This is a genomic window from Paracoccus litorisediminis, from assembly GCF_009711205.1.
In the GTDB taxonomy this organism is placed as follows: Bacteria; Pseudomonadota; Alphaproteobacteria; order Rhodobacterales; family Rhodobacteraceae; genus Paracoccus; species Paracoccus litorisediminis.
In genome coordinates this window covers 21,171-34,025 of record NZ_WMIG01000011.1, presented here as the reverse complement: position 1 = coordinate 34,025, position 12,855 = coordinate 21,171, and the positions used below count along the sequence as shown (strand labels likewise).

The window sequence follows — 12,855 nt, the reverse complement described above, 5'->3', positions numbered from 1 at the left end:
TGAAAATGGCGTTGAGACAGAACGATGCGATGGGGTCGAGCCGCGATTACAAGCGGGGCGCCATCATGGGGCTGACCGTCGCCGAGGCCTTCATCCTGCTCACTTTCGTCCTTCTCCTCCTCTTCACCTGGTGGCAGGCGGATGCAGAGAAGAAGAGTCTCGAGGCGGCCAGGATCCTCGGCGACATGAGCGATGCCCAAAAAAAGGAAGTGATCGCCGGACTTGCCGACGGCACCTATGAGATGGCGAGGGAGCTGCGCGAGGCTGGGGTCAGGCCGGGTGACAGGGCCGCCCTTGCTGATACCGCGAATTACAGCCGCTTCATGCGTGAGGAGGACCTGCAACGGCTGCTGAAGGGTGCGGTCGAGCTCTCACCCGACACCAAACTTACCCTTGCGGATGCCGTCGAGATCACCCCCGATATGCGGCTTCGCGCCGCGCTGCAGGAAGCGATGAGCCCGGAAGACGGGCTTGCCCAGGTCAACAAACGCCTGGCGGCGGCTGCTGCGGAGCAGGAACGCGTGGTGGGCATGCTGGATTCCGAGCTTGGCGAGAAAATCCGCGCCGCCGGCGGCGCGATTGCGGCGGATGGCACGATCACGCTGCCACAGAACATCCTCTTCGATGTCGGCAGCTCCCAGATCCGCAATCCGACGTTCCTGCGTGAGTTCTGCACGCCCTGGATCCGCACCCTTCAGGGCTCGGGCATGGATATTTCCGACCTGAAGATCGAGGGCCACGCCTCGTCGGAAGGCATGGGCAAGCAGTCGCCCGAGCAGGCCTACCTCTATAATCTCGGTCTGTCGCAGGAGCGCGCCCAAAATGCGCTCAAAACTTGTCTCGGCGGCCTGAAGGATCCAGAGATCCTCGCCTGGGCACGCGATCACCTTTCTTCGACGGGCTATTCCTCGGCACGTCTCGTGCGCGATGCCGAGGGAAGTGAGGACAAGGACGCCTCGCGCCGGGTCATGTTCTCGATGGAGATGAACAGGGAGCAGCTGATCGAGGATATCCGCGAGGACCTCGGGGCGACCGGCGCGGGAGGCGCACGGCTGCTTGGCAATGAGACGCCCGCCTTGCGCGTCGAGGCTGCAGCGGTGAGTGCAGACGTCGGCGAGGCCATCCACCCGCCGCGCCGTGCGGCGCCTATACTCTCGTCGGTTGTGCCCGGGCATGATGGACAGGCAGCCCGGGTCATCGATGGCGACACGCTCGCGATCGGTGATCAGCGCTGGCGCATCCTCGGCATCGATGCTCCTGAAATGAAGCAGTCCTGCCGCAAGGCTGATGGCTCCGGTTTTGCCTGCGGCGCGGCAGCGCGCGATGCTCTTGTCGATCTGATAGGGAACAGCGGCGTCACTTGCGAGCAGACCGACACTGACCGCTATGGCCGCGCGGTCGGGATTTGCCGCGCTGGAGGACGTGATCTTGGGTTGCAACTTGTCGCAATGGGCATGGCCGTTCCCTATCTGCAATATTCCGATTCCTACCGAGTCCAAGGCGAGGCGGCCCGAGCTGCAAAGCTCGGACTCTGGTCGGGAGATTTCGAGATGCCTAACGAGTTCAGGAAACTGAACTAGCGGCAGGGCGTATAGATGACGATACGCCGCCTAGTATCTCCAGTGCACGAGCCCGCCGAGTTCGAGCGGCGGCAAATGATGAAATGTGAAGGCGTCTGCGAAACTCGGGGCGGTTCACTGGCTCTTGGCCCGCCATTGTCTCCTGGCCCAAAGCGCTCAAATCGCATGGCCAACGATCGGCTGCCCGGAAAATCTGCACGGAAAGTGAGTCAGATCCAAAGTTGCACGCCGAAACACACTTTTCCTCATGTCGGGTGAGCATGGCTGAGGGTGTGGTCGGGCCCTTGATCCAGCCATCTATTCTCATGGCCGGGGACGCGCGACCAGGTCGATGCCGAGGGCCTTGCACAGGTAGCGTCCTCGGACGTGACCCCTTGCCCCTTGCACAGCCGCAGATAGGTTTCCAGCGTCGCTTTGGAAATCCCCCGTTCGGTTTTCGACAGGTTGCCCTGATCAATACCTGCGATGCTGGCCAGATCGCATTGGCTGAGGTTCAGTTCATCGCGTCGGCCGCGGATGAGATGACCAAGATCAGATTACCGGGTGATTTCGTGGATTTTCATCTTTTTGGTAATTTGGCCAAAATCCGCCCCCGCAAACGGTCTCATTCACGAAATTTGGTTAGAAAGCCAAATAAATCGCGGACCTGGGCCCAGCTCACGGGATCAAGCAAAAACGCTAAACCATCTCAAACCAAACCTACGTGCGATCATGGCCCAGGAAAAGATCTCGCTCGTAGGTGCGGAGCACCCATTTCGGCAGAAGCGCCTCGGACTTGATCAAGCGCCCATTGGCGAAGACAAGCATCAGTTCTGGCGGAGTATTCAGGCGCGAGTTGTCGAAGACCATCCCTTTGTGCGAGCGGAGGACCGCTTGGCGTATAAGAGGCTGGCCGCGCTCATAGCGATCACGGATCTTGTCCTCTGGAACATCATGGCCGCCCTCTTGAGTGCGGGCCTTTACACGAGCCACATTGAGGTCTGGCGTCTCGACGCTGAAGTGCATGACGATGACGATATAGCCGAGCTCCCTCGCGGACTCGATGATCCCGAGCTTTGAGGGGTGTGAGAAAACGGTCTCCGTCGCGAAGCTCTGCCTAGCGGCAAAATACTGTTGCCGCCGCTTCTCGGCGACCTTTGCCGCAGCATAGGATGCTGCCATCGAAGAATCCAGGAGCTCGTCGCGCTGGATGATATCGGCATTGATAAAAGGACCCGCGAAGCTCCCTGCGACGCGGGTCTGGTAGAGGGTGGTCTTGCCCGAACCATTGGGGCCAGCAAGCAGAACAAGGCTTGGCTTCATGGAGCGACGTTTGCTCTCGCATAGACCAGGTTGCCACCGGCATCGAGGCCAACACCGCGGCCAAGACGCCTCCTGTCGGCGTGGTAGGAGTGTTCCTCGTCAGAGGGAGCGGACATTTTTTCGGTGAAAGCTTCCAGCCAAGCGGCTTCCTCTTCGGCGTGGAGCTCGGTTGTGTCGAGCTTACCCTCCAATGCCGCGGCGATGCGCGCATGATCGTAATTTCCAGACCGCTCTATTGCGCGACCGATCTTCAACCAGTGCGTGATCTGCCCAGCGACTGACCGGCTCTGAAGGTCTGCCTCTCGACGAATCAGCGCCATGACCTCATCAGCAAGTTTCACGGATTGTGCCATCTGGACCTCCTGCTCGTATATAGGTAGCAAAATGCCACCTCAATATCAAGCTTCTGTCCCATGACTTTCGCAGGGCGAAGGTTAGGGGGCGTCAAAGATCGAGCTCTTGCCGACTCCATTTGGCGCGGAAATCGAGCTGACCACGACCGGCTTGAACTTCAGGGCGAGCGGAGCATCATGATTGTTGACGCCGCGAAAGCCTTCGATCTCGAGCTGTTCGAAAAACCAGCCGATCTGCGCAGGAATCGGAGCCGACGGAGGGGCGTCGTCTCCTCTTCGACCAATGCAGTGACGGTTGCCTCGTCAGCCGCTGAAGTAGTTGCACCCATAGAGGACGCCGCTTTCACCTCGGCCGCTAGCAGGGCGGCCATGAGGATGTCCAGAACACTCTCGCGCCTCATCGAGGCTTCGGGCATACCGGCGAGCAAGGGTATCGTAGCTCTATGCCAGATCAGCGCCACAACTCCTTCCCGGTGACGCTGATCCTTCAAACCTCAGCTTTCCAGGCAGACATCCTGCAGTCGCATGTTCTGGTCGATGTTGGGATGTATCTGCAGGTCAATAAGCGCCGCACTTTGTGCTGGAGTTATCTAATCACTCTCAATTCTTCGTTGTGATCCCGCGCGGGACCGATACTGCGGCACAGGTCAATGCCGCTCCGGCTACTGCCAGAACACCTGCGGCCCCTAGAGGGGAGATCAGAAGTCCTGAAATCAGCGGAATCGTGAACTGGGCGATACGGTTCGCGGTAAGCCGCAGGGAGAGTGCCGTCCCACGCGCCGACGGCGGCGCGATGACCATCGTAAGTGCCACCGTGCTGATCAACGCCATCCCCACCCCGAAGCCCGTCAGCGCGAGACCCATGGCAAGTCCCCAGACAGGAAGCGAAAGCCCAAGCGCAAGCAGCCCGGTCCCTCCGGCCGCGGATGAGAAGATCGTGACCGATATCCTACCAAATCTTTGAACCATCCGGTTGAAAAGAACGCGTGAAACCATTGCAGCCAAGGCCCGAATGCTCAGCAATAAGCCGACGACGCCCGGAGAGATGCCACGTTCGGCGCCCAGAACCGGCAAAAAGGCAAGGATCAAATCCTGCGAGGCGACGCAGATGCTGCCCAGAATGATCAGCCACGGCAAACCGCGCGTGGTTGCAATCTGCGAAAGCGGAATTTCTGGGGTCACTCGGCGTTCTCTGCGTCTGGGCCGCGCACGCAGCAGGCTGGCAACCGCCACCAGCAAGAAAACGGCACCACAGACAGGAACGACAAAGCCCCCGCCAGAACCGACGAACAGCGGACCCACCGCCTGCCCAAGCGAAATGGCTACCATGTAGTTGCCCAGCATGGCGTCCCGGTGCGCCCGGCTGGAACTACGCGAGATCATCAACTGCGTGGAGGCCAGAACCAATGTCTGGCTGATCCCGAGGATAATTGTCGCGATCAGCACTGACGCCAGCGAAGGCGGCAGCAGCCAAAGGATCAGGCATCCCGCCAGCAAGCCGACCGCCCCGGTCATGGCCGAGGTCACGGCTCCGCCACGGTCATTTGCCCGGCCCAGTATCACGGTCATGAAGATTGGCAGGATGGCGAAGGCTGCCGAAAGCAGCCCCACCACCTGCGAGCCGAAGCCGAGATCGAGCACTGCATAAGTAGTCAGGATGCGCGCCAGCGGGACCGTCGATTGCACAAGAAGCCCAGCCGCCATGATCGGCAGGACAATCGGTATCAGTATCTGCCGGCGTGCCTTCACATCATGCCGCCTGCTGCGGGATCACGCCGCTCGCCCTTAGGAGGGCCTTGGTATAGTCGTGCTGCGGATTACCATAGATTTGCCGCACCGGCCCCTTTTCGACGATCTTGCCGCCATACATGACCAGAACCGACGTGGCAAAATCGCGAACCAGCGCTAGATCATGCGCGACAAAGACATAGGACAGCCCGTAGTCGCGACGCAGATCCTTGAGCAAATCGATCACCTGCGCCTGCACGGATACGTCCAGTGCCGACACCGCCTCGTCACAAACAATCAGTTCCGGCTTCAGCGCCAGGGCCCGCGCGATGGCGATACGTTGGCGTTGCCCGCCGGAAAACTGATGTGGATGGCGGTTGGCATGGTCGGGCTTCAGCCCTACCTGCTCCAGCAGTTCGGCAACGCGACTTCGCCACTGGTTGCGCGGAAGCACGTCGGGATGGATTGCCCAAGGTTCGGCAATGATCTGCTGCACGGTCATGCGGGGGTTCAGCGAAGCGGTCGGGTCCTGGAACACAAACTGCACGCGGCGGCGCATTTTGTAGGCGTCGGCCGCGGATTGGCCCTGCATCGGTTTGCCTTCGAAATGGATCGTCCCCAAGGTTGGATCGTCCAGCCCAAGGATCATCCGCGCCAGCGTGGACTTGCCCGAACCGGATTCACCTACAACGGCAAGCGTCTCGCCCTTGGCCATGGTGAAGCTGACATCGTCGACCGCCCGCACCGGCTTGGTCTTCGACCGTGCGAACTGGCGCGCTAAGCCAGCATAGATTTTGCTGACCCCGCGCACGGCAAGGATATCGCCCTTTGCCGCGCCCATGTCGGAAAACCCCGCGCGGCCGGGAATCGCGGCGAGCAGACGGCGCGAGTAATCGTGCTGCGGATGCTGCATCACCTGCGCCGAGGTTCCGCTTTCCACGACCCGGCCCGCCTGCATCACCACCACCCGGTCGGCAACGCGCTCCACCACGCTCAGGTCGTGCGTGATCAGAACCATGCCCATGCCATTCTCGACTTGTATCTCCTTGAGCAAATCCAGCACGCGCGCTTGCACCGTCACATCCAGCGCCGAGGTAGGCTCATCCGCGATCAGCAGCTTGGGTTTCAGAGCGATCGCCGAGGCGATCATGATCCGCTGCCTCTGTCCTCCACTGAACTGGTGCGGATAGTCCTTCATGCGGCGTTCTGGCTCGGCGATGCCTACCCGGGCCAGCAGTTCGATCACCCGGGCCTGCGCCACATCGTGCGCCACGCCATGCACGCGCATCGTCTCGGCAATCTGCCAGCCGATGGGATAAACGGGGTTCAACGCGGCCAACGGATCCTGGAAGATCATCGAGATGCTCTTGCCGTTGATGCGGCGGCGCATCTCGGCGTCGGCTTGCAATAGATCCTGCCCCTCGAACAGGATCTGGCCTTGGGGGATCACGGCGGGTGGCGTTTCGATCAAGTTCATCACTGCCGATGCACTGACCGATTTGCCAGAACCGCTTTCGCCAAGAATGGCAAGCGTTTCGCCGGCGTTTACGTCCCAGCTGACATCCTCGACCGCGCGGACGAGACCCGCGCGGGACGGGAACTGGATCGATAGGTTGCGGACGGAAAGTAGAGGTTGCATCGGTTACCTCGCTTCGGTTTCAAGGCGCCAGCGTTCGACGGGATCCGTAACTACGCGCAGCCAGTTGGTCAGAAGATTCAGGGACATCGCGGTCAACATGATCGCCAGGCCCGGCCAGAACGCTAGCCACCAGGCGGACCCCAGATAGTTGCGGCCGTCGGCCACCATCAGGCCCCATGTCACCTCAGGTGGTTGAATGCCGATGCCAAGGAAGCTCAGTCCGGATTCCACGAGCATGACGAAGGCCATCTCCAGCGCTGCGAGGTTGATGATCGTTGGCAGCACCATCGGTGCGATGTGGAAGAAAAGAACACGGCTGGTGCTTGCCCCCGTCGCACGGGCGGCGACAACGAACATACGCTGTTTTAGCTCCAACACCTCGGCCCGGACGGTGCGCATGAAGATCGGGATGCGAGAGACGGCGAGCACAAAGATCACGTTGGACACGCCGGGCTCGAACACGAACAGCACGATCATTGCGAGCAGCATCGATGGGAACGTCATGATGGCGTCTGCCAGCCGCAAAAGCACGTCGCCCAGCCAACCGCCGCGATACCCAGCGACCAAGCCAAGTAATCCGCCCACTAGAACCGAAAGCAGCACTGCTGTGGCCGAGATCAAGATGGTGTTCTGGCTGGCCACGATGATCCGCGCCAACAGGCTGCGGCCAAGCGCATCGCCACCCAGGATGAACATCCACCCCGCGTCCAGGGAGAAAGGCGGGGCATTCCGCCCCTTGAGGTTCAGTGCCCTTGCCTGCTCCGCCAGAAGCGACGGTCCCAGGATGGCAAAAGCCAGCACGATCAGCAGGAAGATGATCGAGGCGGTGGCATAGCGGTCGCGCAAAAGCGATCGCAAGATGACCGGGCCCTTACGACGCCCGTGTGCGTCTTGCAGCTCAGCTGTGACGGATGCGGGGATCGACGAAGGCATATGAAATATCCACGATGATGTTGATGAGGAAGACGGCAAGCGCGGTCACTAGGATGGCAGCTTGGATGACTGCGAAATCGCGCATCAGAACGGAATCGATCATCAGCTTGCCGATACCGGGAAAGCCGAAGACGCTCTCGACGATCACGGCGCCGTTGACGATGCCCGCCGCTTGGTCGCTCGCCACCGTGATGACCGGCAGCAGCGAGTTGCGGAGCGCATGGACAAAGATAATCGTGCGGGCTTTTACGCCCTTGGCCTTCGCGGCCTTGACATAGACTGAGGACAGCGCCGTCATCATCGACGTGCGCATCACCTGGACCAGCACGCCCGCAGGCCGAAGCACCAGAACTGCAACCGGCAACACCCAGTGCTGCCATGTCCCCGTGCCCGATGTTGGCAGCATGTTCAGCGTCACCGCAAACACCAGCACCCCCACGATCGCCACCCAGAAATTCGGCATGCTTGCCCCAATCAGGGAAATCAGGCTCGCCAGCCGGTCAAACGCCCCGCCGGGGCGGTAGGCGGCCAGCGCTCCCGTCACAATGGAGATCAGCAACACCAGCGGCATCGTCACGGCGGCAAGGGCGAGAGTGGTAGGGAATGCCTCCAGCACCATGTCGAGCGCGGGGCGAGAGTATTGGAGCGACTGGCCGAAATTCCCCTGGAACACCCCGGCGATGAAGCTGCCGAATTGCACCATCAACGGATCGTCAAACCCATGCAGCGCATTATAGGCGTCCAGCTGCTCCTGCGTCGCCTCGGGCGGCAGATACAGCATAGCGGGCGATCCGGTCATGCGCGCCAGAAAGAAGACGACGATGACCAGGAAGATCAGCGAAAGAATGCTCTGGAACGAGCGTTTGAAGATGAAACTGCCCATTGGGCCCTCCGGATGTGGGAGCGGTCGGGGCGACATGCGCCCCGACGGGCCATCAGCTCGATTTCAGCTGAAGCTTGGCGAGTTGAAGCTCGACCGCATTGGCGATCGTCGGGGTGAAGTCGATCCTCGGGCCGATCCGCATGTAGTTGACCATGTGGAACAGCGGCACGTCCGACACGGTATCCTCGTAGATCATTCGGAAGACCTCATTATATGCCTTCTTACGCTCGTCGCCCGACAGGGTGGCCGCGTTCTCGATCAGCGCGTCCAGTTCGGGATTGTGGAGCTCACTTTGACGTCCATTTGAATGATACTTGAAATAGACCGTGAAGGCCGCATCGCCGCCGTTGTTGTCGTGCATGGTCAGGAAGATGTTGGGCTTGCGCGCCGGATCAAATGGCTTGTTCGCCACCTCCAGCCATTGCGACATCTCCAGAGTTTCCATGTTCACGTTCAGGCCAACGGCGCGCAGCATCTCGCCCACGGCCTGCACGAACTCGTTGCTGTTGGCGAACATCGCAGGGCGGCCGATCAGGCGCATTTCTGTGTCTACCGGAACACCGTCTGCTTTGGCTTCTGCCAGCAGGCGCATCGCCTCGTCGGGGTCATATTTCCACGGCGTCAGGCTGTCGTTCCAGCCGAAGACATTGGGACCGACCTGCTGTGTCGCCTCGGTCGCCTGATCAGACAGGATCGAGCCAAGGAACGCGCGACGGTCGATCGCTAGGTTGATCGCCTTTCGCACTCGAATATCGTTCAGCGGCGGAACGTCGACACTTAGACGGAACATTGCGCTGTCGGAGTTCGGATAGACTTTGTCCATTGCCGGGTCGGTCGCATCCTGAGGAGCGATCGAGAATGCCAGGTCGGCTTCGTTCGTGGCGACCATCGCCGCAACCACCGACGATTCAGAGCGCCAGACATAGGTGGCCTTGGTGATAGCCGGTTGCTCACCCCAATAATCATCGTTGCGTTCGATCACCACATCCTGCCCCTGCACCCATTGGACGAAATGGTAGGGGCCTGTGCCGATGGGTTCGTTGGTATAGACGCCCTTAGGGGTGTTCGGGGACGAGATGGCCATTTGCGCCAATAAGGTGGGCAGGATGGGGCTGGGCTCGGCAGTCGTGAATGTTACCGTCAGCGGATCGACCGCCGTCGCTTTGATATCCACGCCGTCAAAGAACTTGGTGCGCGTGATGCAGGTCAGCGCAGGATCGATGGTGCGTTCCATGGAGTAGATCACCGCCGCCGCATCGAAGGGCGCCCCATCGTGGAACTTGACGCCAGGGCGCAGCTTGAACGTCCACTCAGTCGGGCTATCCTGCTTCCAGCTTTCCGCTAGACGCGGCATCAGCGTGGCGTCGGAATAGTTTAGTTCCACAAGCGTTTCGACGACGTTCTGCTTGATGATCCGTCCGATCACGGAACGCGGCGTCTCGCAGGGGTCAAGACGGTCCGGCCCTGCGGGCAGGACGATCTTCACTTCAGTTTCGGCTCCTGCAAGAGCAGGCGATGCAAAGGCCAGCATGGCCAGAAATCCAAAATGTCGCATAAGGCTCCTCCCTTTAGCGAAGTGATTGTCTTATCCCGCGCGGCGGGTCATCGCATTGATCGAGTTGCGGATTTCGGCGATCTTCAGACGCTCGTGCTCCTCTTTCGCACGGACGGCTGGCAGGATCTCGGCTGCCGTTGCGGGTGATAGGGTGACGATACCATCGGCATCTCCCACGACCAGATCGCCCGGCATAACGACTGTGCCACCGACCGCAACCGGCTGGTTCAGCACGCCGGGGCCGTTCTTATAGGGACCACGATGGGTGACTGCGCGGGCATAGACCGGAAAGCCAAGTTCGCGGATTGCATCGACGTCGCGAATCGCGCCGTCAATGACAAATCCCGCAAGGCCAGCCAACATCGCCTTCTGAACGATGATCTCTCCAATCAGCGCTTGCGAGATGTCGCCCCCGCCATCGACCACCATCACGTCCCCGGGGCGCACCAACTTCAGCGCGGCGTGGATTGCGTGGTTGTCGCCCGCACGTGTGCGGACCGTAAACGCGGTTCCGATGATCGTTTGCGACATATGGTAGGGTAGTAGCCCTACCGCCCCCGGCAAACGATCCATGCAGTCACTAATGATGGAACTGGCCGTGCCTTCATAGTCACGCAGCAAATCGGCGGCGACCTGTGGCAGTGCCGGATATTCTCTGATTGTCATGTGTCCTACCTCATCGCCTGTGCGTTTCCCTTCCTTTCACTATTCAGCTTTCACTTTTTAAAAAAGCGATATTAAGTGACGTTAACAGGTGCATTTTATTCACGAGAGACGAGAGATGTTCACGATCCGCCAGTTGGAGGCTCTCTACTGGTCATCCGCGTTGGGCAGTTTTGACGCTGCGGCCAGCTACTTGCACGTCGCGCAATCGACGATCTCAAAGCGACTGGCGGAACTGGAGCGGCAGTTCCCCGAGCCGATCTTTGACCGCTCCGGGCGGCACTCTGTCCTGACAGTGCGCGGCGAGGCTATCCTTCAAATTGCCGAACAAATGCTGCGCCTGAACGACCGCCTCGTATCAGCGGCGCGCGGCACCGATGCCGTGCCGCTGAAGATCAGGCTTGGGGTGACCGATCTTGTCGCGATGTCCTGGCTGCCAGAACTGGTAAAGCGCATCGAATCCGCCTATCCGGGCGTCGAGATCGAACCCGAGATCGACCTGTCAAATGTGCTGATCGACCGGCTTCTGGACCGCAAGATCGACTTCGTGATCTGTCCGCGGGGCACGTTGCAGCCGCAATTCATCAACGCGCCGCTGGACGCGATCGAACTGGTATGGATGTGTAGCCCACAGCTGGTGGGGGACCGCAGCTCGCTCACCCGTGACGAATTATTGTCGATGACGCTGCTTGCCCAATCGTCAGGATCTGTGCTGCGCCCGATACTCTACCCGATCATCGACAACGAAAGCCTGACCTTCAAAAAAAAGATCAATTGCAACAACATGGGCGCGCTGGCCGAGCTGGCCGCAAGCGGGATGGGTATCACGATTCTGCCCAAATCGTTTTTCGTTCGATATTTGCAGGATGATCGCCTGCGTGTCGTGGACACCCCCATCTACCTGCCGGAACTGAACTACTATGTGACATTCCGCAACGACTACTACCGGGAGTTCTTCGCTGGCGTGGCCCAGATCTGCAGGGACATCCGTGGATTCAGCGAGCATGCGGGACGTGCGGGGGCCTGACACGCGTCACATAGCCCGTCTTATTTGCCGCAATTCGGTGCGACCTACTGAAAAAAGACGGTTCCAATGCAATTTTCTTTGCCCGGGCGTTGTTGCCAAATCAATAATTATGCTGTGGCGCAGCGAACGGCTGGAAGATCACGGTAGCGTCCTCGGACGAGGTGTAATTTCATCGGCGCTGCCGGTGTTATCCGGGGTGGCCATCGAGGTGTATGATCGAGGTGGAGTTTCGACGCTTCAACCACCGCCCATACGGAGACCCCGATGACCAGACCCACTATGGACCTGTCCGAGCTTCTGGCAAAGCATGATCAGGGAGATTTTCTGCGCAGCATCGCCGAGGCTGTTCTGCAGCTGCTCATGGAGGCCGATGTCGACGGACTGATCGGCGCCAAACGACACGAGCGCAGCGGTGAACGCACGACCTGGCGCAACGGGTATCGAGAGCGCACCCTTGATACCCGTCTGGGCACATTGAACCTGCAGGTGCCGAAGCTGCGGCAGGGCAGCTACTTCCCCGGCTTCCTCGAAGCCTGCAAGACCTCGGAGCAGGCGCTGGTGGCCTTCATTCAGGAAGCCTGGATCAGCGGCGTCTCGACCCGCCGCGTCGACGACCAGGTTCAGGCCATGGGGCTGAGCGGTATCTCGACGAGCACCGTTTACAAGTGACTCTCGAAGCACGCTTGCGAAGGCGAAGGACATTCTTAAGACGGTCAATTCGATCATCCAGAAGGTCCAGGCTTTCGTGTGGGACAAATGCACGAATGGCGCATTCGCCAATGGCGATAACACCGTCGGAACGCTCTACGAAACATTCTATAGAAAGTTGGTCCTGCGGGACCGTTCCTTGCCGCGCCCGTGGATTTTCACCACCAACTATGACCTGTTCAACGAAACGGCAATAGATCAGCTAGGCCTGCCTTATGCCAACGGCTTCTCCGGTGTCGACGAGCGCCGCTTCAATCCGGCAACGTTCAGTTACGCACTCGCCGAGCAACTCGACAGACTACAGCGGCGTGGAACTTGCGCCCTGCCGCCTCGACCAGCGCGCGGGTCGCTCCGGCATCAGCGACATCGGCGACAGCGATGTCGAAACCATCCGCGGCCAGGCGCACGGCGTAGGCTTGGCCAAGGCCGTTCGCGGCCCCGGTGATGACAGCAGTTCCTTTGGACATGAAAGTCTCCCTTGGTC

General features: G+C 60.1%; 11 protein-coding genes and 2 pseudogenes. 3 read left to right on the top strand and 10 right to left on the bottom strand.

Annotated features, from left to right (window positions below; genetic code table 11):
- Positions 1-5: 5 nt before the first annotated feature.
- Positions 6-1,580, top strand: a complete 1,575-nt coding sequence (locus tag GL300_RS16835) for a thermonuclease family protein (RefSeq protein WP_155040826.1) — start codon at positions 6-8, stop codon at positions 1,578-1,580.
- Positions 1,581-1,825: 245 nt separating this feature from the next.
- On the opposite strand, the pseudogene GL300_RS16830 reads toward GL300_RS16835, so the two are convergent.
- The 9 genes and pseudogenes from GL300_RS16830 to GL300_RS16790 all read right to left on the bottom strand — a co-directional run.
- Positions 1,826-2,101 (bottom strand): annotated as a pseudogene (locus GL300_RS16830) (helix-turn-helix domain-containing protein); the annotation flags it as partial.
- 178 nt (positions 2,102-2,279) lie between these two features.
- On the bottom strand, positions 2,280-2,882 hold the full coding sequence (locus GL300_RS16825; RefSeq protein WP_155040825.1) for an ATPase: 603 nt from the start codon (positions 2,880-2,882) through the stop codon (positions 2,280-2,282).
- On the bottom strand, positions 2,879-3,235 hold the full coding sequence (locus GL300_RS16820) for a TA system antitoxin ParD family protein (protein ID WP_155040824.1): 357 nt from the start codon (positions 3,233-3,235) through the stop codon (positions 2,879-2,881). The genes GL300_RS16825 and GL300_RS16820 overlap by 4 nt, the downstream gene beginning before the upstream one ends.
- A 600-nt stretch (positions 3,236-3,835) precedes the next feature.
- Complete coding sequence (locus GL300_RS16815; protein ID WP_155040823.1) at positions 3,836-4,984, bottom strand: MFS transporter; 1,149 nt, start codon at positions 4,982-4,984, stop codon at positions 3,836-3,838.
- A 1-nt stretch (position 4,985) separates the two neighbouring features.
- Positions 4,986-6,602, bottom strand: coding sequence for an ABC transporter ATP-binding protein (locus GL300_RS16810; RefSeq protein ID WP_155040822.1), 1,617 nt, complete (start codon positions 6,600-6,602; stop codon positions 4,986-4,988).
- A gap of 3 nt (positions 6,603-6,605) precedes the next feature.
- Entirely contained in the window at positions 6,606-7,460 is an 855-nt protein-coding gene (locus GL300_RS16805) for an ABC transporter permease (protein ID WP_246195223.1), read from the bottom strand.
- A gap of 40 nt (positions 7,461-7,500) precedes the next feature.
- Entirely contained in the window at positions 7,501-8,454 is a 954-nt protein-coding gene (locus tag GL300_RS16800; RefSeq protein WP_246195222.1) for an ABC transporter permease, read from the bottom strand.
- Between the two features lie 16 nt (positions 8,455-8,470).
- Positions 8,471-9,949, bottom strand: coding sequence for an ABC transporter substrate-binding protein (locus tag GL300_RS16795; protein WP_155040915.1), 1,479 nt, complete (start codon positions 9,947-9,949; stop codon positions 8,471-8,473).
- 54 nt (positions 9,950-10,003) lie between these two features.
- A complete protein-coding gene (locus GL300_RS16790; RefSeq protein ID WP_155040819.1) occupies positions 10,004-10,639 on the bottom strand; it encodes an RraA family protein in 636 nt (211 codons plus the stop codon).
- A 115-nt stretch (positions 10,640-10,754) separates the two neighbouring features.
- On the opposite strand from GL300_RS16790, the gene GL300_RS16785 reads away from it, so the two are divergent.
- Entirely contained in the window at positions 10,755-11,663 is a 909-nt protein-coding gene (locus GL300_RS16785) for a LysR family transcriptional regulator (protein ID WP_155040818.1), read from the top strand.
- Between the two features lie 264 nt (positions 11,664-11,927).
- Positions 11,928-12,329, top strand: a pseudogene (locus tag GL300_RS16780) (transposase); the annotation flags it as partial.
- A 308-nt stretch (positions 12,330-12,637) separates the two neighbouring features.
- Here the strand turns inward: GL300_RS16780 and GL300_RS16775 are convergent.
- A complete protein-coding gene (locus GL300_RS16775; RefSeq protein WP_211595158.1) occupies positions 12,638-12,838 on the bottom strand; it encodes an SDR family NAD(P)-dependent oxidoreductase in 201 nt (66 codons plus the stop codon).
- Between the last annotated feature and the right edge of the window lie 17 nt (positions 12,839-12,855).

Coding starts and splice junctions, on each gene's coding strand:
- GL300_RS16835 (WP_155040826.1), top strand. CDS start 6: ATGGCGTTGAGACAGAACGATGCGATGGGGTCGAGCCGCGATTACAAG.
- GL300_RS16825 (WP_155040825.1), bottom strand. CDS start 2,882: ATGAAGCCAAGCCTTGTTCTGCTTGCTGGCCCCAATGGTTCGGGCAAG.
- GL300_RS16820 (WP_155040824.1), bottom strand. CDS start 3,235: ATGGCACAATCCGTGAAACTTGCTGATGAGGTCATGGCGCTGATTCGT.
- GL300_RS16810 (WP_155040822.1), bottom strand. CDS start 6,602: ATGCAACCTCTACTTTCCGTCCGCAACCTATCGATCCAGTTCCCGTCC.
- GL300_RS16800 (WP_246195222.1), bottom strand. CDS start 8,454: ATGTCGCCCCGACCGCTCCCACATCCGGAGGGCCCAATGGGCAGTTTC.
- GL300_RS16795 (WP_155040915.1), bottom strand. CDS start 9,949: ATGCTGGCCTTTGCATCGCCTGCTCTTGCAGGAGCCGAAACTGAAGTG.
- GL300_RS16790 (WP_155040819.1), bottom strand. CDS start 10,639: ATGACAATCAGAGAATATCCGGCACTGCCACAGGTCGCCGCCGATTTG.
- GL300_RS16785 (WP_155040818.1), top strand. CDS start 10,755: ATGTTCACGATCCGCCAGTTGGAGGCTCTCTACTGGTCATCCGCGTTG.
- GL300_RS16775 (WP_211595158.1), bottom strand. CDS start 12,838: ATGTCCAAAGGAACTGCTGTCATCACCGGGGCCGCGAACGGCCTTGGC.